Annotated in this window: 21 protein-coding genes and 1 pseudogene; 1 reads left to right on the top strand and 21 read right to left on the bottom strand. The window is 47.1% G+C overall.

The window, feature by feature from the left end; all coding sequences use genetic code 11:
• Positions 1–67 precede the first annotated feature (67 nt).
• The 15 genes from VC182_RS00090 to ndk all read right to left on the bottom strand — a co-directional run bounded on the left by VC182_RS00090 (position 68) and on the right by ndk (position 17,139).
• Positions 68–556, bottom strand: a complete 489-nt coding sequence (locus VC182_RS00090) for a hypothetical protein (RefSeq protein ID WP_072582180.1) — start codon at positions 554–556, stop codon at positions 68–70.
• A 70-nt stretch (positions 557–626) separates the two neighbouring features.
• A complete protein-coding gene (locus VC182_RS00095; protein WP_323484131.1) occupies positions 627–2,843 on the bottom strand; it encodes a malate synthase G in 2,217 nt (738 codons plus the stop codon).
• A 60-nt stretch (positions 2,844–2,903) separates the two neighbouring features.
• Positions 2,904–4,244 carry an adenylosuccinate synthase gene (locus VC182_RS00100; protein WP_323484132.1) on the bottom strand — a complete coding sequence of 447 codons (1,341 nt, stop codon included), beginning with the start codon at positions 4,242–4,244 and terminating at the stop codon, positions 2,904–2,906.
• Positions 4,245–4,340: 96 nt separating this feature from the next.
• A complete protein-coding gene (locus VC182_RS00105; RefSeq protein ID WP_323484133.1) occupies positions 4,341–5,504 on the bottom strand; it encodes an ATP phosphoribosyltransferase regulatory subunit in 1,164 nt (387 codons plus the stop codon).
• Positions 5,505–5,524: 20 nt separating this feature from the next.
• Positions 5,525–6,394 (bottom strand): protease modulator HflC, encoded by an 870-nt coding sequence (hflC, locus tag VC182_RS00110; protein WP_323484134.1) that lies wholly within the window; start codon positions 6,392–6,394, stop codon positions 5,525–5,527.
• Positions 6,394–7,905, bottom strand: a complete 1,512-nt coding sequence (gene hflK, locus VC182_RS00115; RefSeq protein ID WP_323484135.1) for an FtsH protease activity modulator HflK — start codon at positions 7,903–7,905, stop codon at positions 6,394–6,396. The genes hflC and hflK overlap by 1 nt, the downstream gene beginning before the upstream one ends.
• On the bottom strand, positions 7,895–9,169 hold the full coding sequence (gene hflX, locus VC182_RS00120) for a GTPase HflX (protein ID WP_323484136.1): 1,275 nt from the start codon (positions 9,167–9,169) through the stop codon (positions 7,895–7,897). The genes hflK and hflX overlap by 11 nt, the downstream gene beginning before the upstream one ends.
• Positions 9,129–9,380, bottom strand: a complete 252-nt coding sequence (gene hfq / locus VC182_RS00125; RefSeq protein ID WP_072582173.1) for an RNA chaperone Hfq — start codon at positions 9,378–9,380, stop codon at positions 9,129–9,131. Before hfq ends, hflX begins: the two co-directional genes overlap by 41 nt.
• Positions 9,381–9,566: 186 nt before the next feature.
• The gene (gene der / locus VC182_RS00130; RefSeq protein WP_072582172.1) at positions 9,567–10,931 is read right to left on the bottom strand and encodes a ribosome biogenesis GTPase Der; all 1,365 of its coding nucleotides are present in this window, start codon (positions 10,929–10,931) and stop codon (positions 9,567–9,569) included.
• Complete coding sequence (bamB, locus tag VC182_RS00135; protein WP_323484137.1) at positions 10,928–12,085, bottom strand: outer membrane protein assembly factor BamB; 1,158 nt, start codon at positions 12,083–12,085, stop codon at positions 10,928–10,930. The genes der and bamB overlap by 4 nt, the downstream gene beginning before the upstream one ends.
• Positions 12,085–12,744 carry a tetratricopeptide repeat protein gene (locus tag VC182_RS00140; protein ID WP_323484138.1) on the bottom strand — a complete coding sequence of 220 codons (660 nt, stop codon included), beginning with the start codon at positions 12,742–12,744 and terminating at the stop codon, positions 12,085–12,087. Before VC182_RS00140 ends, bamB begins: the two co-directional genes overlap by 1 nt.
• A gap of 48 nt (positions 12,745–12,792) precedes the next feature.
• Entirely contained in the window at positions 12,793–14,121 is a 1,329-nt protein-coding gene (hisS, locus tag VC182_RS00145; protein WP_323484139.1) for a histidine--tRNA ligase, read from the bottom strand.
• Between the two features lie 17 nt (positions 14,122–14,138).
• Positions 14,139–15,407 carry a flavodoxin-dependent (E)-4-hydroxy-3-methylbut-2-enyl-diphosphate synthase gene (gene ispG / locus VC182_RS00150; protein WP_323484140.1) on the bottom strand — a complete coding sequence of 423 codons (1,269 nt, stop codon included), beginning with the start codon at positions 15,405–15,407 and terminating at the stop codon, positions 14,139–14,141.
• A gap of 27 nt (positions 15,408–15,434) precedes the next feature.
• The gene (rlmN, locus tag VC182_RS00155) at positions 15,435–16,667 is read right to left on the bottom strand and encodes a 23S rRNA (adenine(2503)-C(2))-methyltransferase RlmN (protein WP_216121936.1); all 1,233 of its coding nucleotides are present in this window, start codon (positions 16,665–16,667) and stop codon (positions 15,435–15,437) included.
• 46 nt (positions 16,668–16,713) lie between these two features.
• Positions 16,714–17,139, bottom strand: coding sequence for a nucleoside-diphosphate kinase (gene ndk / locus VC182_RS00160; RefSeq protein WP_071465494.1), 426 nt, complete (start codon positions 17,137–17,139; stop codon positions 16,714–16,716).
• 260 nt (positions 17,140–17,399) lie between these two features.
• Between ndk and VC182_RS00165 the strand changes: the two genes are divergently transcribed.
• The gene (locus VC182_RS00165; protein ID WP_323484141.1) at positions 17,400–18,101 is read left to right on the top strand and encodes a Bax inhibitor-1 family protein; all 702 of its coding nucleotides are present in this window, start codon (positions 17,400–17,402) and stop codon (positions 18,099–18,101) included.
• A gap of 357 nt (positions 18,102–18,458) precedes the next feature.
• Here the strand turns inward: VC182_RS00165 and VC182_RS00170 are convergent, their stop codons facing one another.
• The 6 genes and pseudogenes from VC182_RS00170 to surE all read right to left on the bottom strand — a co-directional run bounded on the left by VC182_RS00170 (position 18,459) and on the right by surE (position 23,578).
• Entirely contained in the window at positions 18,459–19,013 is a 555-nt protein-coding gene (locus tag VC182_RS00170; protein WP_323484142.1) for an outer membrane protein, read from the bottom strand.
• 55 nt (positions 19,014–19,068) lie between these two features.
• Positions 19,069–20,496, bottom strand: a complete 1,428-nt coding sequence (gene rlmD / locus VC182_RS00175; protein ID WP_323484366.1) for a 23S rRNA (uracil(1939)-C(5))-methyltransferase RlmD — start codon at positions 20,494–20,496, stop codon at positions 19,069–19,071.
• Positions 20,489–21,310: a 3'-5' exonuclease gene (locus VC182_RS00180; RefSeq protein WP_323484143.1), complete on the bottom strand. Its 822-nt coding sequence runs from the start codon at positions 21,308–21,310 to the stop codon at positions 20,489–20,491. Before VC182_RS00180 ends, rlmD begins: the two co-directional genes overlap by 8 nt.
• Before the next feature lie 24 nt (positions 21,311–21,334).
• Positions 21,335–22,057 (bottom strand): peptidoglycan DD-metalloendopeptidase family protein, encoded by a 723-nt coding sequence (locus VC182_RS00185; RefSeq protein WP_323484144.1) that lies wholly within the window; start codon positions 22,055–22,057, stop codon positions 21,335–21,337.
• Positions 22,058–22,133: 76 nt separating this feature from the next.
• Positions 22,134–22,757: pseudogene (locus VC182_RS00190) on the bottom strand (protein-L-isoaspartate(D-aspartate) O-methyltransferase); the annotation flags it as partial.
• A 29-nt stretch (positions 22,758–22,786) separates the two neighbouring features.
• On the bottom strand, positions 22,787–23,578 hold the full coding sequence (gene surE / locus VC182_RS00195) for a 5'/3'-nucleotidase SurE (protein WP_323484145.1): 792 nt from the start codon (positions 23,576–23,578) through the stop codon (positions 22,787–22,789).
• Positions 23,579–23,580: the final 2 nt, after the last annotated feature.

Genomic DNA, 23,580 nt, shown 5'->3' on the forward strand with positions numbered 1-23,580 from the left:
CATTTTTAGGGTTAATTTATGCTCTTTAAGCGCAAAATTCGCATTTTTCAGAAGTTAAGAAACCACCTTAAGGCTTGATATAGTAACCATAAACACATCGATTTCCACCTCTTGAGGGGTCATGCGTATCGTAAATTATCCCATTCACCACAGCAGTCAGATGCTTTGAGACCTTCACAATTAAGACCCCTGCAGGAAGCTCGCCTAACCTTAGGTGAACCTTGCAGCCAGCACCTATTTCCATCGTAGGCACCCATCGAAAACCCAGACTAATAATGTAGTCATGAAAGACATTGCGATGATTCCCGTTCCTAGGAGATGAACCTTTGACATTAAGCCTTTTAGCAAGGCGGTCATTTTTCAGCTGGGCGTAACTCTCATTTGCCAGTCTTAAATCCTCATAGACCTGCATATAAGGCAGGCTTGCGGCAATCGCAATGGATCTCACAACGCAATCTCCTGCGCCGCCTTTAAAGCCAGCCGCCTCCCTGCCACCATCATTCAATTGAAATGGAAACTGGGAAGATCTAGAGAAGGGGTTTAGAAATCCAAACATTTGACTGTACCCAATAAAAAATGGATTTGCTTTATGGGCAAATCCATTTTGACTTAAAGCGTCGGCTAAATTACTTAGCGTGTGCCTTCTTTACCTCTAGGCGCCATGCATGCAACAAAGGTTCTGTGTAGCCATTAGGCTGCTCAAGTCCTTTGAAAATCAGGTCACTCGCCGCTTTATAGGCATATGAATCTTGGTAGTTAGGCATCATTGGCTGATACAAAGAATCACCAGCATTTTGACCATCAACCACTTTAGCCATACGTTGCAAGCTCTCGTTGACCTGATCAGCAGTCACAATACCATTGAGCAACCAGTTAGCGATGTGCTGGCTAGAGATACGTAAGGTAGCACGATCTTCCATCAAGCCTACGTTATGAATATCAGGAACCTTAGAGCAACCAACACCTTGATCAATCCAGCGAACCACATAACCCAAGATACCTTGGCAGTTGTTATCTAATTCTTGCTGAATCTCTTCCTTAGACCAGTTAGCATTCTCAACCACTGGAATAGTCAACAAGTCGTTAATTAACGCTTCAGCTTCAGCCGCTGTATCGAGCTTTTCCATTTCTTTTTGGAGTTCAGCTACGTTTACTTGATGATAGTGAAGCGCATGTAAGGTTGCTGCCGTTGGTGATGGTACCCAAGCGGTATTTGCACCCGCTTTAGGGTGAACAATCTTCTGCTCAACCATGGCCTTCATCATGTCTGGCATTGCCCACATACCTTTACCAATTTGAGCACGGCCACGCAAGCCACAATCTAATCCTGCAAATACGTTACGACGCTCGTAAGCGGATAACCACTTGCTGGTTTTCATATCACCTTTGCGCATCATTGGACCCGCATACATTGCTGTGTGCATTTCATCACCAGTACGATCTAGAAAGCCAGTATTGATGAAGGCTACGCGCGCACCGGCAGCAGCAATAGCTGCTTTGATATTCGCACTCATACGACGCTCTTCATCCATGATGCCCAGTTTCACCGTATCTGCTGGTAAGCCGAGTAATTTCTCAACACGCCCAAAGAGCTCGCCTGCAAAAGCCACTTCTTCTGGGCTGTGCATTTTTGGCTTGACGATATAAACAGAACCCTTACGAGTATTACCAATGGCTTGGCTTGCTGGACGATTGATGTCGTATAGAGCAATCAATACAGTCACTACTGCATCTAAGATACCTTCGTAGATTTCTTTTCCTTCACCAGTAATGATGGCTGGGTTTGTCATTAAATGACCAACGTTACGAAGGAACAAGAGTGAACGGCCATGCAAAGTTACCACGCCATCTTTTGCATCAACAGCACCGATACCGGCCTTGTACTTACGATCTGGGTTTAGTGAGCGAGTAATCGTCTTGTCGCCCTTCTTCACCTCTTCAACCAAAGTGCCTTTTAAGATACCTAGCCAGTTTTCATAAGCAAGAACCTTGTCGTCACCGTCAACGGCAGCAATCGAGTCTTCCAAATCCAAAATAGTAGAGAGTGCAGCCTCAAGCACAACATCATTAATGCCAGCAGGATCGCTAGCACCAATCGTTTTGGTCTTATTGATTTCAATATCAATATGAACACCGTTATTACGCAACAAGATAGAGCTTGGAGCTGCTGCCTCACCTTGGTAACCAACAAATTGCTTCTCGTCCGCTAAACCTGTTGTAGTGCCGTCTTTTAATTTAACGGACAGCTTATTGCCATCAACAGAGTAAGCAACTGAATCACGGTGTGAGCCTTTAGCCAAAGGCGCAGCCTGATCCAAGAAATTGCGAGCGTATGCAACTACTTTTGCGCCACGAATTGGGTTGTAAGCGCCAGCCTTAGTGGCGCCATCTTCTTCTGAGAGAACATCGGTACCGTAGAGGGCATCGTACAAAGAGCCCCAACGTGCATTAGCAGCATTCAAGGCATAACGCGCATTGAGTACTGGAACGACTAATTGAGGACCCGCTTGCAGAGCCAACTCATCATCTACATTCTTGGTGGTTGCAGTAATTTTTCCTGGCACATCAACTAAGTAGTCGATCTCTTTCAAAAACTTGCGGTACGCAGGCATATCCTTGATTGGGCCTGGATTGGCTTGGTGCCATTTGTCCAAATCCAACTGAATGCGGTCGCGCTTTGCGAGCAAGGCATCATTTTTTGGTGTGAGGTCTTTAACGATCTCATCAAAACCTTTCCAAAAATCGGCACTCTTAATACCGGTACCTGGAAGCACTTTGTCTTCGATGAATCGATATAAGGGAGTTGCCACCTGGAGGCTATTGCAAGTAGTGCGCGCAGTCATGTTGTGAACCTTTGTCTCTAAAGCGAAAGTTAATAAATATGGTTAATTAAATATTTTCCATTAATCCTGGAAAGGATGCTGGAGGAGAATGGTTTCGTCACGCTCTGGGCCTGTAGATACCATTGCAATCGGCTTACCAGCCACTTCCTCGATACGACGGAGGAACTTCTGGGCTTCGGCGGGCAACTTATCCCACTCGCGAATACCGAAAGTTGTACCCTTCCAGCCCGAGAAATCCTCATAAATTGGCTCGCAACGGGCAACTGATTCTGCACCACGCGGCAACACATCCAACTTCTTGCCATCAAGGTTATACCCAACGCACAAGCGAATGGTTTCAAAGCTATCAAGGACATCTAACTTAGTAATACAAAGACCAGATAGGCCGTTGATCTGAATCGAGCGCTTCAATGCAGCAGCATCTAGCCAACCGGTACGGCGTGGGCGGCCAGTGACGGAACCAAACTCTTTACCCACTTCAGCCAAACGCACGCCAATCGGATCTTGTCTTGCTGGATTGTCATGGTCATACAGTTCACTCGGGAATGGGCCAGCGCCAACGCGTGTGCAGTAAGCCTTCGTAATACCTAAAATGTATTGCAAGGAGTCTGGGCCAACGCCTGAACCAGCAGCAGCATTACCTGCTACACAGTTACTGGAGGTTACATAGGGATAGGTGCCGTGATCGATATCGAGCAATGTGCCCTGGGCACCTTCGAACAATAGGTTTTGGCCAGATTGCTCGGCAGCATACAAAGCGCTGGATACATCCACCACCATTGGCTTGAGACGCTCTGCATAAGACATCGCTTCAGCTAAAGTCTTCTCATAGCTGACTGGCTCAGCACCATAGTAATTCGTGAGCATGAAATTGTGATATTCCAAGTTCTCACGCAACTGCTCAGCAAATTTTTCTGGGTAGAACAAGTCTTGCACACGCAAAGCACGGCGAGCTACTTTATCTTCATACGCAGGTCCGATGCCACGACCAGTTGTGCCAATCTTTGCCTCACCGCGCTTTTTCTCGCGAGCATGGTCAATAGCTACGTGATAAGGCAGAATTAAAGTGGTTGCTTCAGAAATTTTGAGACGGGACTGAACATCTAAACCAGCAGCCTCGAGCTCACCGATCTCTTTAAAAAGCGCCTCTGGTGAAAGCACCACGCCATTACCGATATAGCAAATCACATTTTTATGCATGATTCCGGAAGGAATCAAACGCAGAATGGTCTTCTTGTCGCCGATGATTAAGGTATGGCCAGCGTTGTGTCCACCTTGAAAGCGAACCACTGCTTGTGCATGGTCAGTCAACCAATCCACTACCTTACCCTTGCCTTCATCACCCCACTGAGTGCCAATGACAACTACGTTACGACCTTTGGTTTGCTGCTTTGAAGACATAATGAAATCCAAAAAGATAATTACAAAATAAGTTAATTGTTTACTGCTTTATTTGTTCGATGCTTTATTAATTCGCTGCATTAATTCAATTTTTTACTACTTCTTCTTTACTTCCCAAGAGCTGCCTTGCTTCACAAGCTCGCGGTCACATTCATATTCGGCAGATTCTAATTTCAAACCTGTTGGAGCCTGGATAACCACTTCACCAGACTCGCGCAATGTTGCGATGGCTTGACTCAGGGCAGCATCCTCTATCCAAGGAGCAATAATTGCCGTCTTACGCACATTCAATGGTGACAAGTTTGCTAGAGTCAATAGATCTAATGAGAACCCGGTTGCAGGACGAGGACGACCAAAGGCCTGGCCTACATGATCGTAACGACCACCTCTGGCAATGGGCTGAGGCAATTGATCAACATAAGCCGCGAACATCACACCACTGTGATATTGATAGCCACGAAGATCCGCCAAATCAATGCTGAGCTCTAAGTTGACAGATAACTTCGCTGCAGCTAAAACCAAACGCTCCAGGTCTGCCAAAGCTTGGTCAATTGCTACGTGCTTAGGCAAGTCTTTCTTAGCCTTTGCCAATACTTCAGCGCAAGGGCCATTTAACTCGGTCAAGGCCATCAGCGCTTTAGCAACATGCGCAGGTAAACACGCCGCCCACTGACTTAAGCGTGGGCGATCTTTACTTTGCAACAATCCATATAAGGTCTCAATGGTTTCTTTATCTAAGTTCTGGCCATCCAAAATGCCCGTCAGAATGCCGGCGTGCGACAAATCGAGATAGACTTTGTTTAAACCCGCAACTGAAAGCGTTTTGAGCAATAAGGTAATAGCTTCTAGATCAGCTTCCCAAGTCGCACAACCATAAATTTCGGCGCCCAACTGCAACTCTTCACGTGCTGAGCTACCAACTGGGGTGCGAGCGTGCGCAACAGAGCCGGCATAGCAAAGACGAGTAACGCCATCACGATTTAATAGGTGCGCATCAATGCGGGCTACTTGCGGCGTTATATCAGCACGTAGGCCTAAAGTACGGCCAGAGAGTTGATCCACTAATTTAAAGGTCTGCAGATTAAGATCGGAACCAGTACCGGTCAATAGAGAGTCTAAAAACTCCAAAATAGGAGGGACAACTAACTCATAACCATACGATTGATACAGATCCAAAATAGCACGACGCAATGACTCAACTTTGCGAGCCTGCGCAGGCAAAACGTCTGCAATATCTTCAGGAAGTAACCAGCGATTCATGATGTGGACTATTCGCTTTCTTATTTTTTGTGCAGGAACTTAAAGAACTCACCATTCGGCTCAACCACCATAATGTCCTTCTTGTCCTTAAAAGAGCTTCTATAGGCTTCTAGGCTTTGATAGAACTGAGCAAACTGGGGGTCGCGCCCAAACGCCTCTGCATAGAGTGCAGTCGCTTTAGCGTCCCCTGCCCCTTTAATCTTTTGGGCATCGCGATAAGCTTCCGCCAGGATAGTGTCACGTTGACGCTCTGCATTCGCACGAATCTTGTCGGATTCTGCAGCACCCGTGGAGCGGAGCTCATTAGCCACACGCTTACGCTCTGCTTCCATACGGCGATATACAGAATCACTGATTTCTGCCAAGAGGTCAACACGCTTTAAGCGCACATCAACAATCTCTACGCCGATATCAGCAGCATCATCAGCGACTTTTTTACGAATACCCTGCATCACCTCTTCACGCTGATCAGAAATCAATTCACGCACAGTGCGTTTGGTGAACTCTTCATTTAGTGCCGATCGAACCAACTGGGTTAAGCGGTCTTCAGCCAGACGCTCATCACCCTTAAAACTAATAAAGAACTTCCGTGGATCAACAATGCGCCACTTCACATAAGAATCTACTAATAAGTTTTTCTTCTCGGCAGTAATAAAACGCTCTGCTTCTGGATTATCGATTGTCAAAATGCGGCGATCGAAGAAGCGCACGTTTTCAAATGGCGCTGGGAACTTTATTTGTATGCCCGGCCTCTCAATCACACGAACAATCTGTCCAAATGAGAACACCACAGCGAACTGACGTTGATCAACGACAAAAATACTAGAGGACAGAACATAAATCAGCGCAATAAAGCCAATACCTGCAGCGATTAAACGATTGGCATTCATTATCTGGACTCCCGATCACGACTACGGAGACCATCACGTTTATCGGTAGAGTTATTCACAGCTGACGCTGGGGTTGCAGGAGTGGCACTGGAAGTTGGGGCTGGTGTATTTACTCCAGTGGCACCACCAACCGTCACGCTACCAGTTGGAGTGTTGGTACCAGACTGATTTGCCTGTGTATTTGCCGCTTGAGCACTTTCAGCACTCACCTGTGCAACGATCTTATCAAGCGGGAGATATAAAAGACTATTGCTCTTGGTGGTATCAACCAAGATTTTGGTCACGTTGCTATACATCTCACGCATGCTATCGATATACATGCGATCACGCGTTACTTGTGGCGCCTTTGCGTACTCCACCAAAATTTGCTTAAAGCGCGTGGCATCACCCTCTGCAGTAGCAACTACACGAGCCTTGTAGCCCTCAGCCTCCTGAATCAGACGGGCTGCAGTACCTTTGGCGCGCGGAATAATGTCATTAGCGTAAGCCTGGCCTTCACTCTTCAAGCGCTCCTGGTCTTGACCCGCTTTGACTGCATCATCAAACGCTGCTTGAACTTGTTCTGGTGGCTGAACGTTTTGGACGGTTACGCTAGTCACGTAAATGCCCGTTTTGTAGCTATCCAAAATCTTCTGAATTGAGCTGGCTAAATCAATACCAATCTTTTCGCGCCCCTCATACAACACGGTATCCATTTTGCTGCGGGCAACAATCTCACGCACTGCAGTTTCTGCCGCTTGCACAACTGCAGTATCAGGATCACGATTATTAAATAAATAATCCGTAGGATCCTTGAGGCGATATTGCACAGCAAAACGCACATCGATGATGTTTTCATCTTCTGTGAGCATGGAGGAATCTTTTTGATTGGTGGCCTTGATCAACACAGGGCGACCGACCTCTACCGAGCGAACGCCCGAGAGATTGACAGTCTCCTCAGATTGAATCGGCCAAGGCATGTGCCAATTAATACCCGGTTTTGCGGTGTAATCATATTTACCAAAAGTCAGAATAACGCCAGCCTGCCCCTCTTGAATGATGAAAAAGCTACTGCAGACCCATATGAAGAAGACAAGGGCGCCCGCAATGAGGATGCTCGCCTTCGATCCAAATGGATTACTGAAATTAAAGTTAGGTGTATTGATACCGCCATTACCACCTCCGTTGCCGCCATTTCCGCGTTGTGAAGGCGGGGGAATATCAGTACTGTTTGGTTTATTCGTTGGCTTACTAGCAGGGCTGCCCGTTGTACCTGGTGTTTTCTTGCCACCAAAGATGCCGGCAATTCTGTCGTTGAAGTCGCGCCATAGCTCGTCCAAGTCTGGCGGGCCATCTGGCTTAGTTGGCTGATTCGTTGGCTGAGTTTCTACCGGTTTATTGGCTTCTGGATCCGCTTTGGGAGCTTGTTCATTTCCCTGCCCATCTTTGGCATCTTTGGATCCACCGGGATTGTGGCTATTGCCCCAACCTGGATCATTGACCGAAAACAGGTCGAGAAATTTACGCATCATTTGAAAAATAGCTTCGCTTGGCAATCGGATTAAATTCAGAAGTTTCTGGTCGTTCGGGTAAAGGCTCTAAAAACTCATCCGGGGCCAATTGCTTCTTGGCACGGTTGTGCTCGACCCTTATTCTATCAGTCATTTGGGAGCATTCGGCCAAGGCTGAACGGAGTAAATCAAGGCCCAAGCCCGTCTTGGCCGACAGGAAAACCTGGCTCGGAATACCCTCCCCATCCCGCTCTAAAACAGCCCCACGGGTGAAGGTTTGAGGCATCTGGTCGATCTTATTCATAACCTCGATACGAGGGATGTCGTCAGCCCCGATTTCCTCCAAAACCGCCTCAACTTCCGCTTTTTGCTCCCTGGCTACAGGGCTACAAGCATCAATAACATGCAAAATCAGGTCGGCATGGATGGTTTCATCCAAAGTAGCCCTAAAAGCCTCCACTAACTGGTGAGGCAAATCCCGGATAAATCCAACCGTGTCAGAGACAACAATGGAACCAACCCCCTCCAAATGGACCCTTCTAGAGGTGGTATCCAGGGTGGCAAATAACTGGTCAGCAGCATAAGTTCCAGCTTTGGTTAAGGCATTAAATAAGGTCGATTTACCTGCATTGGTATACCCAACCAAGGAGACTGAAAACACATCCCGACGGTTTCGGGAACGTCTTTGGGTTCTTTGCTGACGCTGCAGTTTTTCAAGCTCATTTTCCAAGCGCTTCGCTTTAGTGGCCAATATCCGTCGATCTAACTCCATCTGCGTCTCACCAGGGCCGCCACGCACACCAATACCACCACGTTGACGCTCTAAGTGACTCCAAGCTCTCACTAAGCGTGACATGCGATAGCGAACTTGTGCAAGCTCAACTTGAGTCTTACCAATATGACTTTGCGCTCTTTGACTAAAGATATCCAAAATCAAGCCCGTGCGATCCATCACATGAAAGCCAATGTGACGCTCTAAATTACGTTGCTGAGTTGGGGATAGCGGGTGATTAAAGATGGCAAGCTCTGCGCCTTGCTCCTCCATCACCCTCTTGAGTTCGTTAGCTTTGCCCGAACCGATAAACAAGGCAGGGTCGGTCTTGCCTTTACGTGCAATAACACTGGCTGCAGGGATAGAGCCGGCGCTGTCAGCCAAAAGACTGAGCTCAGCCATGCTATCCGCAAAATCCTCGCGTCCTGTATCCACTCCAACCAGAACGGCGCGTGCCGCATCTACTCCAGTTTTATACAGGGCTAGCTTCTTCCAAACGGAAATCAATCGCACGAGCAGGAACGATCGTGGAGATTGCATGTTTGTAAACCATCTGTGTCACGGTATTGCGCAAGAGGACAACATATTGATCAAAAGATTCAATATTGCCCTGTAACTTAATACCGTTTACAAGATAGATCGAAACAGGAACATGCTCTTTGCGCAAAGCATTGAGAAAAGGATCCTGAAGTAATTGAATTTTGTTGGGGTTGCTATTACTCATACTGCTCCTTAATTATTTTTTGCTTAATTACTTTTTTTGGGAGTCTTGCTTTTTTATTAAATACCAATTCACTACAAACCTTCACTACAAATCATTTATTACAAACTACTCAATCAGCCCTCTATATTGGGCTGATTTTGGAAAAAATCAAGCCCATTTCGAATGATGGATAAAACTCAGCTCAAATTAACGCTTTTTGCCTTTTTTACCCTTATCCGCTTCTACGTAGGGGTTTTTAGCGGTATTCATCTGAATACGCAGAGGCGTACCGCGTAATTTAAAGACATCCCTAAAGCGACCTTCTAAGTATCGCTTGTAGCTATCAGTCACCCCACTCAAGGATGTGCCATGAATGACCACAATTGGAGGATTCATGCCCCCTTGGTGGGCATAACGCAATTTAGGACGGCCCATACCAACGCGTTTAGGCTGTTGATGCTCAATTGCCTCTTGCAAAATACGGGTTAAGCGTGGGGTTGGTAGTTTTGCCATTGCAGCTGCATAAGCAGAATCCACATCCTTAAAGAGCTCCTTAAGGCCTGTACCCTTTTTAGCGGAGATTGGGTGCACATTTGCAAAATCGAGGAAGCGGAGCTTTTGTGCAATCTCTAATCGAGCACGCTCTTTTACATACGCATCCAAGCCATCCCACTTATTCACTGCAACCACTAAGGCGCGACCAGCTTCCACAATAAATCCAGCGATGTGCGCATCTTGTTCAGAAATATCTTGCTGAGCATCTAACATCAAGATCACCACATTACAGTCAGCAATCGCTTGCAATGTTTTAACAACAGAAAACTTTTCAATCGCTTCAAAAACTTTGCCACGGCGACGCAAACCTGCAGTGTCAACCAAGATGTAAGGCTTGCCATTGCGCTCAAACGGAACTTCGATCGCATCACGAGTGGTACCTGGCATATCAAATGCAATGACGCGCTCTTCACCGATTAATTTGTTAATCAATGTTGACTTGCCAACGTTAGGGCGCCCTACTACGGCGATCTTCATTGGACGATTTGGATCGTTAGCCAATTCATCTTCATCTGGCTCTGCAATGCCAAGGGAATCTAATGCGTCATCGATCAAGCCGCGCACACCATCACCATGCGCTGAAGAAATTGGGAACGGCTCGCCTAAACCAAGCTCATGGAAGTCGGCTGTGACAACGCCAGCCTGCATGCCTTCTGTTTTATTAACCGCGAGGATGACTGGTCGGCCAGTCTTACGTAAGAAATCAGCGATGACGCGATCTTGTGGCGCCATACCGAGACGACCGTCAACCAAGAAAATCACAATGTCAGATTCAGCAACAGCTTGCTTAGTTTGCTTTGCCATCTCAGCAACAATGCCGGTCTTAGCCACTGGCTCAAAACCACCGGTATCTACGCAAATAAAAGCACGCTCACCAATACGACCTTTGCCGTAGTGTCGATCTCTGGTTAAGCCAGAAAAGTCTGCCACCAATGCATCACGTGAACGCGTTAAGCGATTAAAGAGAGTCGACTTTCCCACATTGGGACGGCCGACGATAGTGATGACTGGATTCATTTTGGACTGTACGCCGCTATTTTTCCACCTTGAGATTGAACCAAGATGAGGCCACCTACCGCAATGGGGGCAGCCGAGATTGGACTACTGTCGTGACGAATACGCGCAACCATCTCGCCATTCGCCTGTGAAAATGCATGGATATAACCTTGAGCATCACCCATGAGCAGCACTCTGCCCACCGCAAGCGACTCACCAACATCACGGAATGTCAGCTGGGTGTTTTCCCAAACTTGAGTGCCATCTTTCGTTGCAAAGGCGGTGACGTAAGACTTTTCGTTTGCTGAGAAAACCATGTCGGTGCTTTGTGAGGTACCGGTATAACTTGAATAGTCTTTGAACCACAAAAGGTTGCCTGTACGAGCCTGCCCGCAACCAATACGTCCTTGATAAGAGACTGCGCAGAGGATATCGCCTTCCATACTTGGTTTAGCGGTGACATCATTCAAGCGCTCAATCTCTGAGAAGCCCTTAGGAAAAGAAACGGGCGTCTCCCAAACTAAGCCGCCATTAGCAATAGCAATCATGCCAAAGCGCCCACCAGTGAAACCAGTAACAATGACTTCGTTGCCAATAGCCAGCATTCCATAGCCAACACGCAATGACAATGCAGCTTGTTGACGCTGATAAGTCCATTTTTTAGCGCCCGTTAGCGCATCCAGCCCAATGAAGCGATTGTCTAGCGCACGAACTACGACAACGCCACCGGCTACCACCGGCTCACTTAATACCTCGCTACCAACGCTGACATTCCACATCGGCTTACCAGTATCGTCATAGGCGTAGACCACTCCCTTGGTAGTAACGGCAACAGTAGTACGGCCATCAGATCCGGGGCCAACCGACAAATTCTCAGGAACGGATACTGACCAGACCTTATTGCCGGTTGCTAAATCAATCTTTACCAAGTTCCCACCATGAGAGGCTGCATACACCGCATCGCCAGCAACAATAGGATGAAAGTTAAAGGATTCAGATGAACCAATGCTAGTTGACCATACAGGCTGCAAATCAAATTGATTGGTAACGGTCACTAATTCAGCGGGTTTCCTTACTCTGGAGCTACCAGAGCATGCGGCTAAAGCAATTACCACGGCACCCAATACCAAGGCGGCGCCTAAGCGCATCGGTAAACGCTTCATTTCTTTAGTCATCACTGAGCAACTCCTCCAACAGCATCTAATTTAACCTTGAGAAGGCGACGCGCCTCTTCAGGAAATTCTTTTGCTTGGTCTAATTTTTTCCAGGCTTCTTGATAGCTTACTTTAGCTTGCTCATTTTTCTTTTGCGCCAAATACCAATCACCACGACGCTCAAGCCATAAAGATTCAAAACCAGCAATCGGCTTCTCATTCAAGATTTGATCGGCCTCTGCAAAATCTTTTTCACTGCCCTGCTCAATCAATAGAGTTACTAGGCGTAATTTCGCCAATCCAAGATAACCATCATTGGATGCATTTTTTGCCGCCCAACGCAAATACTCCAAAGCTTTTGCGCTATCGCCTCCATCCGATGCAATTCGTGCAGCGATCAAACTAGACATTGCTGCGTAAGGTGTACGGCCAAAATCTTTTTGCAAGTCGTCTGTTGCGCGCAGAGTCTGGTCTTTATCGCCTTTAGCAATGGCACCTACCATCGTTTCATAAAGCTTAGACGCTTCGAGCGCCTGACTATTGCGCCACCATTGATAGCCACTGTAAGCAGCATAAGCAAACAACGCAACTGCAACGACCCCAGTAATAAGGTTACGGTACTTTTGCCAAAACGCTTTGAATTGGTCTAATTGTTCTTGTTCTTCTAGATCTAAAGGCATGTCAATCCAAACTCATTTAATAGGTAATTAGTGTGTATTAGCTTAATTCTATTCGGAGGCGCCTACCAGGGCATCAATTGCAGCCCCTAAGACATCATCCAAGGGTGCAGACTTCTGCTCGCCCGTACCGCGCAAGTCCTTGAGTTGCGCCTCATTCTTGGCTAATTCATCAGGTCCAATAATGACTGCAAAGGCAGCCCCACTAGCATCAGCCCTCTTCATTTGGGACTTAAAGCTGGCTGATTGACCGTCAGGAGGGCAGAACAGGATGGTATCGATTCCAGCGCTCCGCAAGCGTTCAGCGATGATCATGGCAGCAGTCAAAGTCTCGCCGCCTTGATGCAATACAAAAATATCGCATTGAGCCTGAGCTTCTGGCAATGATCCAGAAACCTTCATTAATTCCAGAACCCGCTCCATACCCATAGCCCAACCACAAGCTGGTGCAGCCTTGCCACCCATACGCTCAATTAATGGGTCATAGCGTCCACCGCCAGCAATAGTGCCTTGTGCACCTAATTCATCAGTCACCCACTCGAATACAGTGAGGTTGTAGTAATCGAGGCCACGAACTAAACGAGGATTAATTTTGCAGGGGATGTTATTTGCTTTAATTAATGCCTGCACCGCATTGAAATGCTTCAGCGACTCTTCGCCCAAAAAATCCAATAATTTTGGTGCGCCCTCAATCAATGCCTGCATCTCTGGATTTTTAGAGTCCAAAATACGCAAAGGATTGGTAATCAGGCGACGCTGTGAATCTTCATCGAGCTGCGATTGATTTTTCTCAAAGTAAGTTACCAATGCAGCGCGGTGCTCGGCACGCTCAGGAGCCTGCCCTAGGGAGTTCATCTCTAAACGAACGCCCTTCAAACCCAACTCATCCCATAAGCGCTGACCCATGAGAATGATTTCAGCGTCAATATCGGGGCCAGCAAAGCCTAAGGCCTCAATACCAAACTGGTGGAACTGACGATAGCGGCCACGCTGTGGGCGTTCATGACGGAACATGGGGCCGGTATACCAAAGACGCTTAGGTCCTTCGTATAGCAAGTTATTTTCAATTACAGAACGTACTAAAGCGGCAGTACCTTCAGGACGTAAGGTGAGTTGCTCGCCGTTTAAGCGATCCTCGAACGAATACATTTCTTTTTCAACAATATCGGTAACCTCACCGATACCACGCTGAAATACTGCAGTTGCCTCAACAATGGGTGTTCGCAAAAACTCATAGCCGTAAGCACGAGTCAAATCACGTAATACATGCTCAAGATGAGCCCACTGCGCAGCATCTGCCGGTAGTAAATCATTCATACCGCGCACGCCATTTATCTTTTGCGTTTTCTGGACTTTGGTTTGCTTGTTCTCGTCAGTCATTTTTATTATTCTTCTTGTTAAAGCTTGGCAGCGTAGTTTTGTTTGACATAGTCATCTACGATCACCTGAAACTCTTCGGCAATTTTCTCACCACGCAGGGTTTTGACCTTAATTCCGTCGACAAACACTGGGGCTGCAGGGGTTTCACCCGTTCCAGGCAATGAAATACCAATATTGGCATGCTTACTCTCGCCTGGGCCATTCACGATACAGCCCATCACGGCGACATTCATATTCTCTACGCCAGGATGGGTTTTCTTCCAAATAGGCATTTGTTGACGCAAATAAGACTGGATATTCGCTGCCAACTCTTGGAAGGTGGTGCTAGTTGTTCTTCCGCAACCTGGACATGCAATTACCATCGGTGTGAAATTACGCAAGCCCATGGTTTGCAATATTTCCTGGGCAACGATGACTTCATTTTCACGAGGAGCGCCTGGATCAGGCGTCAATGAAACACGAATGGTATCGCCAATACCTTCTTGCAACAAAATACCCATTGCTGCAGTAGAGGAAACAATGCCTTTGCTACCCATGCCTGCTTCAGTTAGACCTAAGTGCAGCGGATAGTCGGAGCGACGTGACAGATCACGATACACAGCAACTAAATCTTGAACATTACTGACTTTGCAAGAAAGCAAAATTTGATCGGGATCCATGCCAAACTCAACCGCTTTTTCTGCTGACTGCAAAGCCGACTGAATCAAAGCCTCAATCATCACTTCTTGCGCAGTCTTTGGATTTGCCAGAGCTGCATTGCTATCCATAATCGAAGCTAGTAGCTCTTGATCCAAGCTACCCCAATTCACACCAATTCGAATAGGCTTGTTGTATTTGCAAGCGGCTTCAATCATTTGTGCAAATTGTGGATCGCGCTTAGCGCCCTTACCCACATTGCCTGGGTTGATGCGGTACTTCGAGAGCGCTTTAGCGCACTCCGGAAAATCGTTTAATAAAGTATGGCCGTTGTAATGGAAGTCGCCAATCAATGGCACCAAAACATCCATCTTGTCTAACTGCTCACGAATATAAGGAACTGCGGCAGCCGCCTCTGGAGTATTGACAGTGATACGCACCATCTCTGAACCAGCGCGAGCTAATTCCTTTACCTGAATTGCAGTACCTACTGCATCCGCAGTATCGGTATTCGTCATTGACTGCACACGCACGGGTGCATCTCCACCAACGGTAATGATGTTGGTCTTCCAGGCAACGGTTGCTTGACGCGTTGCACGCTTAGGGGATGGGCCTAGCGGAAGTGGTGGCAATGATTGATTAGAGCTCATTAGGATCTATGGGTTGGGTTCTAATTTTTACTTAAGCTTTTTGAGCCACTCAATGGGATGCTCGTTTGGTCCCAGATTGGTATCTTGATCAAACTCTTCGTCCGGCTCAACCTCGGCGAGTTCAATCTCAGCATTGTGAACAGCGCGTTCGCGCACACGGGTGCGATCCACAACATCTCCTGCCAACTGACCGCAGGCGGCTGCAATGTCATCACCGCGGGTCTTACGCACAGTAGCTACCATGCCCGCATCTAAAAGGATGCCGGCAAAAGCATTGACGCGTTGGGCTGATGAGCGCTTGAGACCGGACTCTGGGAAAGGATTAAATGGGATGAGATTAATTTTGCACTTAATGTTTCTAAGTAAGCGTATTAATTCTTTTGCCTGGATGTCGGAGTCATTCACGCCATCGAGCATGCAATATTCAAAGGTCAAGAAATCCCTTGGCGCAAATGGTAAGTAACGTTCGCACGCATCAAGCAATTCACGTAGAGGATATTTTTGATTGAGTGGCACCAATTGATCGCGTAATGCGTCATTAGGCGCATGTAATGAAACTGCCAATGCTACAGGGCAATCTTGTGCGAGACGATCAATCATCGGCACTACACCCGATGTAGAAACTGTCACACGACGGCGTGATAAACCGTACGCCCTGTCATCCAGCATCAAGCGCAATGCAGAAACCACATTGTCATAGTTGAGCAAGGGCTCGCCCATGCCCATCATTACCACATTAGAAATCACACGACCAGTGTGTTCCCAACCTGGCGTTGGAAACTTCTCAATTCTACGAATAGCCTCGGGGTCATTACGCAAAAGATGTTCAGCAAACCAGAGTTGGCCAATGATTTCACCGGAAGTGAGATTGCGTGAAAAACCTTGGTGCCCAGTTGAGCAAAAACGGCAATTGACTGCGCAGCCCGCCTGAGAAGAGATACACAAGGTGCCTCGATCATCCTCAGGAATAAATACAGACTCTACCGCATTGCCAGCGCCCACATCCAATAGCCACTTGCGTGTGCCGTCATTGGCATGCTCATCTTTGATAACGGGGAGGGAAAGTACTTCAGCTTTATCTAGCAAAGTTGCTCTAAAGCTTTTTGCTAAATCACTCATATCATTAATGTCAGCTACACCGCGTTGGTGTATCCACTGCATGAGTTGCTTTGCCCTAAAGGGCTTTTCATTCAACCCCGCGACATACGCTGCCATTTGGTCAGCGTCAAAATCTAAGAGATTTACGCGCGGGGAGGTCAATGCGCCTACTTATATATTAAATAGGTTGTTCGTTAGCAATCGTGGATTAACGATTGAAAACATTCATGCCAGGGAAGAAGAATGCAACTTCCACAGCAGCTGTTTCAGGAGCATCAGAACCGTGAACCGCATTTGCATCAATGCTGTCAGCAAAGTCAGCACGGATTGTGCCTTTTTCTGCCTTCTTCGGATCAGTCGCGCCCATCAAGTCACGATTCTTAGCAATAGCGCCTTCGCCTTGCAATACTTGAATCATCACAGGACCAGAAATCATGAAGCTCACCAAATCTTTGAAGAAAGGACGGTCTTTATGAACGCCATAGAACTGCTCAGCTTCATTTTGTGACAAATGCGCCATTCTGGAAGCAATGATCTTCAAACCAGCGGATTCAAAACGGTCATAGATTTTGCCGATGACGTTTTTAGCGACAGCATCAGGTTTGATAATAGAAAGGGTGCGTTCAATTGCCATGCAAGACTCCAATAGTGATTTCAAAGGTATTTGCCAGGTGAGGTCAATAAGCCACCCCACTCCAGCGACCCCCGAATTATACATTGCCTAACCGTATTTACCCCTATGTCCGTAGGGCTAAGCCCTTGAATTTACAGGGCATAAGCCTTTAATTTGTAGGTCTTTTCAATAGCGGCTTGAAATTAGGGTGTTTTGTCTATACTTAAGCTCAACAGCCCTTCATGGGCTCTTGTATTCACTATGAAAAAGAAGGGGTCAATATGAGTGATCTGAACTCTTACGGCTTTGGCCAAACCGGCTCAATTAGCAATGTCCAGGTGCGCAACCGCGTTCTCCGTAATACTTATGCCCTCTTGGCGCTCTCTATGATTCCAACTGTAATTGGCGCCTGGCTTGGAGTTGCTATGGGTCTAAGCCTGTTCTCGGGCAGTCCATTTATTGGCTTCATCGTCTTTATGGCTGTTGCCTTTGGTTTCTTCTGGGCAATTGAGAAGAACAAAGATTCCGGCGTTGGTGTTCTCTTGCTTCTGGGCTTCACCTTCTTTATGGGCATCATGATGTCCCGTTTGATTGGCTTCACCCTAAACAGCTATAGCAATGGTGCGACATTAATCATGTTGTCATTTGGCGGCACGGCTGCCATCTTCGCCACGATGGCGACTATTGCAACAGTGAGCAAGAGTGATTTCTCAGGCCTAGGCAAATTCTTGATGGTTGGCGTGCTTCTCTTGATTGTTGCCTCATTGGCAAATATCTGGTTGCAATTGCCAGCTTTGATGTTGACTGTGATGGTGTTAGCCATCGCCATCTTCTCAGCCTTTATCTTGGTTGATGTACAACGCGTCATCAATGGTGGCGAGACAAATTACATCATGGCTACTTTGGCTATTTATTTAGATGTGTATAACGTCTTCACCAACTTACTAGCCCTCTTGGGCATTGTTGGTGGCAATCGAGATTAAGGGAGATTAAGACACGCTAAAACTCTAGTGTGCTGCTCTCATTAGGCGCCTGCGGGCGCCTTTTTTATTGCTGCTATTTAGTCTGTTTGTTTAGCTAAATAATTAAGTCGCTACAAACATGCTCACAGCATAGGATAGCGCAACCAAAATCAATAAGATCGCAAAACTATCTGAGGCTTTCATGACGCGCTCCCGAAGGTAAAAAGGGTTGGCAGTGATACGCCACTGCACAAGTTCAATCTACTCTTCTGTAAGACAGTGGTTTTGAGAATGCCGCACCATCAATAGGCTTGATGCACTAATTTAGCGCCCTTTTGGTGCAATTATTAAGCATCAGGAACACTCGAGAATGAAAGTTTAGAAGCGCCAACCCAAAGAAACGCCATAGGAATTGATATTAACCTTATCGGTTGAGCCATCGTTCCATTGAATGGTTTTATAGTTTTGTTGCGATACCTCTACTCTAGTAAAGAGATGCTTGGTGAGCAGGTATTCGGCACCAATTCCGTAACTAGGTCCATTCAACCATTGATAGTAACCGGGTGATGAGTACTTCGACCAAGACCATCCAAGCTTGATATAGCCCAATAAATTTTCAGTAAACGCATAAGCTACTTTTCCGCCTGCTTCGATGGGGTGCTGTGCATCAGGATCAGAGCCCGCAGTATCCGTTGTAGCCAAATCATAACTACCATAGGCGCCAACTAGCCATTGATTATTTATAGCCTTGTATGCGTCAGCAGTAATGCTGGGAATTCCGCTTCGACTAGTTTCTGATCCGCCTGGTGTTGATACGTCAGTAATAGAATTTAATGCGTAGTCCACAGACAAACCAAAACCTTCAAAGTTTTGCGATTGACCATAAGCAATAGGCGCAGAAAGAGCCCATAGCAAAATTGCTATTTTTTTCATGCAACTACCCCCTTGATACTTATTTTTATATATTACTGGCTACTATATCAAAAGGCTAGGCTTTATCAAAAACAGCCATAGACTCCACGTGGGAGGTGTGGGGGAACATATTAATAATGCCCGCACTACTTAATGTGTAGCCTGCCTGATGGCACAAGATCTCTACATCCCTCGCCAAAGTTTTGGGATTACAGGATACGTAAACAATCCGTTGTGGCAATAATTCACTTTGCGCAATATGCAACTCTGCAAGCGCTTTACAAATCTCCATCGCACCCTCGCGCGGCGGATCCATTAACCAACGCTCTGCTTTGCCCCACGATGCAATTGTTTCTGTTGTAACTTGGAATAAATCGCTTTGCATAAAGCTAACCTTATCAACGAGTCCGTTATGCTCTGCATTGGCTTTAGCTCGAGTCGTCAAACTCTCTAAACCCTCGATCCCTAGGACCTGTTTTGCTTTTCTAGCAAGCGGCAATGTGAAGTTGCCAATACCGCAAAACAAATCCAATACTCGATCTGTTTCTTTGACTTCAAGCAATCGAATCGCCCTACTGACTAAGGCACGATTCATCATATGATTTACCTGTGTGAAATCTGCAGGCTTAAATGGCATCTCGACCTCAAACTCAGGCAGCCGATAACAAAGCTTGCCGGTCTCAGGATAAAACGGCGCCACAGTCTCAATCCCCTTAGGCTGGAGCCATATCCAAACCTGGTGCTGATCTGCAAACTGTCGGAGAAGTTGCTCATCTTCAGCCGTTAAGGGCTTGAGATTCCGAAACACTAAAGCAGTAACTGGTTTTGATTTCTTAGGATCATCCGAGAAGACATCTTCCGGCTCACCAACCGCAATCTCAATCTGCGGCATACGGTCAACGATCGATAATCCCATCACTAACTTGCGCATCTGCGGCAATAAGTCTGATACGTGCTTAGGCAAAATTTCACAAGCTAGCATGTCAGCTACATAGCCGCTCTTACCCTCATGAAAACCAATCAGTACCGTACCCTTTTTAATGGAGCGATTGACAGCGCTTAGACGTGCTCTGTGACGATATTCCCAAGTAGGTCCACCCATCGGGCGGAGAATTTCTTCAGGCTTTACCTTGGCAATATGTTGCAAATCATCTTCAAGCACGCGCTGCTTTATAGCCACCTGCGCTCGTATATCTAGATGCTGCATGGTGCAGCCGCCACACACACCAAAGGCTTTGCACTTGGGTTCCGCCCTAAACACGGCGGGTTTCAGAATGTCGCGTACTTTCGCCTTGCTAAAGCGCGCTTTATCACTAGTGATCGTGTAAGTCACCAACTCTGTTGGCAGCGCACCTTTAATAAAGATCACCTTACCGCTTTGACCTTGGGAGAGCTCCTCCTCATTGGGGGCTAGGCGTGCAATCCCCTGAGCATCCAAATCCAGCGCTTCGACTTTAATTGGCTCAGTCACCTCTATATTGACTGGCTTATCCCCTCTACGCATCCGCAGAAAAACCTTGCAGATATTCTTGCCATTGACTGCCATTAGGCTCTTTAGATTCTTTTTCTAAATAAGCCTTAACAAACTCAATTTCTTCTTGATATTCAGCGTGAGAAAAGCCACCACGCAGCAATTGAAAACGACAGTACATGAGATAAGTATTAACCACGTCAGTCTCGCAGTAACGGCGGATGTCATGAATCTTGCCATCCTGATAGGCAGGCCATACCTGACTGCCATCCATACCCATCTTGCCCGGGAAACCGCAGAGCTTAGCCAAACCATCTAATGGGGCATTGGCACGGCCATTGAATTTTGCTAAGAGATCCATCATGTCGAGATGACGCATGTGGTAACGACTGATGTAGTTATTCCACTTAAATTCTCGGCTATCAGAATCCTGGCTTTCACCCATCTCCCAGTAGCGCGGAGCTTGCACATGATTGGCTAAGGCGCGATAGTGCAGCACTGGCAAATCAAACCCGCTGCCATTCCAAGAAACCAATTGAGGGGTATATTTTTCGATGAGATCAAAGAAGGCTTGTATTAACACCTTCTCATCATCCTGCGGAGTGCCTAGAGTGCCCACTTTAATTTGTGGCAAACCTTCTTTAGTAGTCCTGCGGATCACACAAGAGATAGCAACAATCTTTTGCAGAAACAAGGGTAGAAATTCACTACCGGTCTTCTCTGCGCGCTCAGCCATCACTTTGCTAGCAACCTCGGCATCGCTCATGGAGTCTGGAAAATCCTCCAGACGACGCAATCCAGTGACATCTGGAATGGTTTCAATATCGAATACAAGAACGGTCGCCATGGCGCCTACCCTAGACCAACAACATTACTGCAAGTACGGCGTTGGATTAACTGGTTTGCCGTTAACGCGTAACTCGAAATGCAGCTTAGCTGCAGTAGTGTCTGTATCGCCCATCTCAGCGATCTTCTGACCCTTACGAACAGTATCACCCTCTTTTACCAAGAGCTTACTGTTGTGGGCATAAGCAGTGAGATAGGTGTTGTCGTGCTTAATAATCACGAGATTGCCATAGCCACGCAAACTATTCCCTGCGTAAACCACTTTGCCATCAGAGGCGGCAAGAACTGGCTCGCCGACCTTACCAGCAATATCGATCCCCTTATTTGTCTCACTGAACTCACCGGTGACCTTACCTTTTGCAGGCCAAGATAAACGTATGCCCGGCTCAGCAACTACATCGTTTTTCGCTGGCTCAGGAGTGGAGGCTGCTGAATCTGATTTTTCAGGCGATGGTTTTTTCTCAGCCACTTTTGTAGGTTTAGCTCCTGCTGGTGCTTTAACCATGATCAAGTCGCCGACTTCAATCACGTTGGGATTAAAGCTAGGATTAGCTGCCTTATTCCACTGCACCACATCACGTGGTGCCTGACCATGGTCCAAAGCAATGCGCGCCAAGGTGTCCCCTTTTTTAACGCGATAGTAACCAGGGGGAGTCGGCTCGCTTGAGCCACCACTGCGATCAGTCACGCTAGCAGGCTTAGTGCGAGGTGTAGAACATCCAACCATCAACATCAAGGATGAGGACATGAGCGCAACAAGGATAAGTTTCAATAAAGTGGATGGCATCAAATTGGGTTCTGAATTGGTGAATTCATCATAAATCTCATACTACCCCTGATTGTAAGGGTACAAAAAAGACCCCGTCCAGTACAGTTCTTTGATAGCGCTGGGAACTCATTCTTTCAACCATTACCAGCTGCTGCTCTTTGTCATTCTTGACGACTGGGGCTACCAAGCGTCCACCTATCGATAACTGATCTAGCAAGGCATCCGGAATACCCAAGCCAGCTGCAGCCAAAATAATCCCATCAAATGGAGCGGCCTGAGGCAAACCTAAAATACCGTCGCCGTATATCAAGCGAAGATTGTTAATGCGAAATGGGCGCAACTTAGCTCTTGCCATGTCATGCAGCGGACGAATACGCTCTATGGAGTAAACCTCGTCTGCCAATAAACTCAGTACCGCCGCTTGGTAACCGCAACCAGTGCCAATCTCCAGCACTTTGCCAAGTTTATGTTTAGGCTTGTGAAGCAACTCAATCATGCGTGCCACTACTGATGGCTTAGAGATAGTCTGCTCGTGACCAATTGGTAGCGCAGTATCTTCGTAGGCTTGCGCGTGCAACCCAGGATCCATAAAAGCGTGGCGAGGAACGGTAGCAATCGCCTCTAAGGTTTTACCGTGTTTTACTCCGCCAGCATGAACTTTCGCGGCTAGGGCCTGCCGATAAGCAGCAAAGCGTTCGGTCGGAGCCTTCAACCGCGGTCCCAGCCATTCGCACGCATTGCCGCCAAACGAGCATGGTGCGTTAAATCCAATTGCATAGGCGTGATCGAAACACATCCCTCAGCAATCGCATGAAAGTCCGTGCCTTCTGAACCCTCTTTGACATCGCCTGCAGCGCCGATCCAGTAGATCTTCTCACCACGCGGACTATCCTGCACTACCACCGGCTGTGAATGATGACGATTGCCGAGGCGCGTTACACGCCAGCGATATAAATCAGCATAGGGACGGTTGGGAATATTAACGTTGAGTAACGCTGCTGCGCCATCAGCATGGTTTTGACTTAAAGAAGAAACCAGCATTTGCGCAACTACATCATGCGCAGCTTTAGCCGCATCTTCAATACGATTCCAGCCGCGATCAATTTGCGAGAAAGCAATGCCTGGCACACCAAACATCACACCTTCAACTGCGGCAGCAACAGTGCCTGAGTAAAGCGTATCTTCACCCATGTTTTCACCTTGATTGATGCCAGAGATCACTAGGTCAGGTTTCTCATCCAAAAATCCTGTCATGGCAACGTGCACACAATCCGTTGGTGTGCCATTGACAAAGAAAAAGCCATCCCGCTCGCCACCAGCAACGCGATGAATCGACAATGGTCTAGATAATGTGAGTGAATTCGAGGCACCGCTATGGTTCTGCTCAGGAGCAATCACGGTAATACGACCCAAGGGACGTACCGCCTCTACTAAAGCTAGCAAGCCAGGAGCTAAATAGCCATCGTCATTAGAGACCAGGATGTGGGGTTGCTTAGACATGA

Origin of the sequence: Polynucleobacter sp. AP-Nickl1-40-C4, from assembly GCF_035012665.1 — a bacterium.
In the GTDB taxonomy this organism is placed as follows: domain Bacteria; phylum Pseudomonadota; class Gammaproteobacteria; order Burkholderiales; family Burkholderiaceae; genus Polynucleobacter.

Excerpts from the sequence above, each read along its gene's own strand:
- VC182_RS00090 (WP_072582180.1), bottom strand. The coding sequence starts at position 556 with ATGTTTGGATTTCTAAACCCCTTCTCTAGATCTTCCCAGTTTCCATTT.
- VC182_RS00095 (WP_323484131.1), bottom strand. The coding sequence starts at position 2,843 with ATGACTGCGCGCACTACTTGCAATAGCCTCCAGGTGGCAACTCCCTTA.
- VC182_RS00100 (WP_323484132.1), bottom strand. The coding sequence starts at position 4,244 with ATGTCTTCAAAGCAGCAAACCAAAGGTCGTAACGTAGTTGTCATTGGC.
- VC182_RS00105 (WP_323484133.1), bottom strand. The coding sequence starts at position 5,504 with ATGAATCGCTGGTTACTTCCTGAAGATATTGCAGACGTTTTGCCTGCG.
- hflC (WP_323484134.1), bottom strand. The coding sequence starts at position 6,394 with ATGAATGCCAATCGTTTAATCGCTGCAGGTATTGGCTTTATTGCGCTG.
- hflK (WP_323484135.1), bottom strand. The coding sequence starts at position 7,905 with ATGATGCGTAAATTTCTCGACCTGTTTTCGGTCAATGATCCAGGTTGG.
- hfq (WP_072582173.1), bottom strand. The coding sequence starts at position 9,380 with ATGAGTAATAGCAACCCCAACAAAATTCAATTACTTCAGGATCCTTTT.
- der (WP_072582172.1), bottom strand. The coding sequence starts at position 10,931 with ATGAATCCAGTCATCACTATCGTCGGCCGTCCCAATGTGGGAAAGTCG.
- bamB (WP_323484137.1), bottom strand. The coding sequence starts at position 12,085 with ATGACTAAAGAAATGAAGCGTTTACCGATGCGCTTAGGCGCCGCCTTG.
- VC182_RS00140 (WP_323484138.1), bottom strand. The coding sequence starts at position 12,744 with ATGCCTTTAGATCTAGAAGAACAAGAACAATTAGACCAATTCAAAGCG.
- hisS (WP_323484139.1), bottom strand. The coding sequence starts at position 14,121 with ATGACTGACGAGAACAAGCAAACCAAAGTCCAGAAAACGCAAAAGATA.
- ispG (WP_323484140.1), bottom strand. The coding sequence starts at position 15,407 with ATGAGCTCTAATCAATCATTGCCACCACTTCCGCTAGGCCCATCCCCT.
- ndk (WP_071465494.1), bottom strand. The coding sequence starts at position 17,139 with ATGGCAATTGAACGCACCCTTTCTATTATCAAACCTGATGCTGTCGCT.
- VC182_RS00165 (WP_323484141.1), top strand. The coding sequence starts at position 17,400 with ATGAGTGATCTGAACTCTTACGGCTTTGGCCAAACCGGCTCAATTAGC.
- VC182_RS00170 (WP_323484142.1), bottom strand. The coding sequence starts at position 19,013 with ATGAAAAAAATAGCAATTTTGCTATGGGCTCTTTCTGCGCCTATTGCT.
- rlmD (WP_323484366.1), bottom strand. The coding sequence starts at position 20,496 with ATGCGTAGAGGGGATAAGCCAGTCAATATAGAGGTGACTGAGCCAATT.
- VC182_RS00180 (WP_323484143.1), bottom strand. The coding sequence starts at position 21,310 with ATGGCGACCGTTCTTGTATTCGATATTGAAACCATTCCAGATGTCACT.
- VC182_RS00185 (WP_323484144.1), bottom strand. The coding sequence starts at position 22,057 with ATGTCCTCATCCTTGATGTTGATGGTTGGATGTTCTACACCTCGCACT.
- surE (WP_323484145.1), bottom strand. The coding sequence starts at position 23,578 with ATGTCTAAGCAACCCCACATCCTGGTCTCTAATGACGATGGCTATTTA.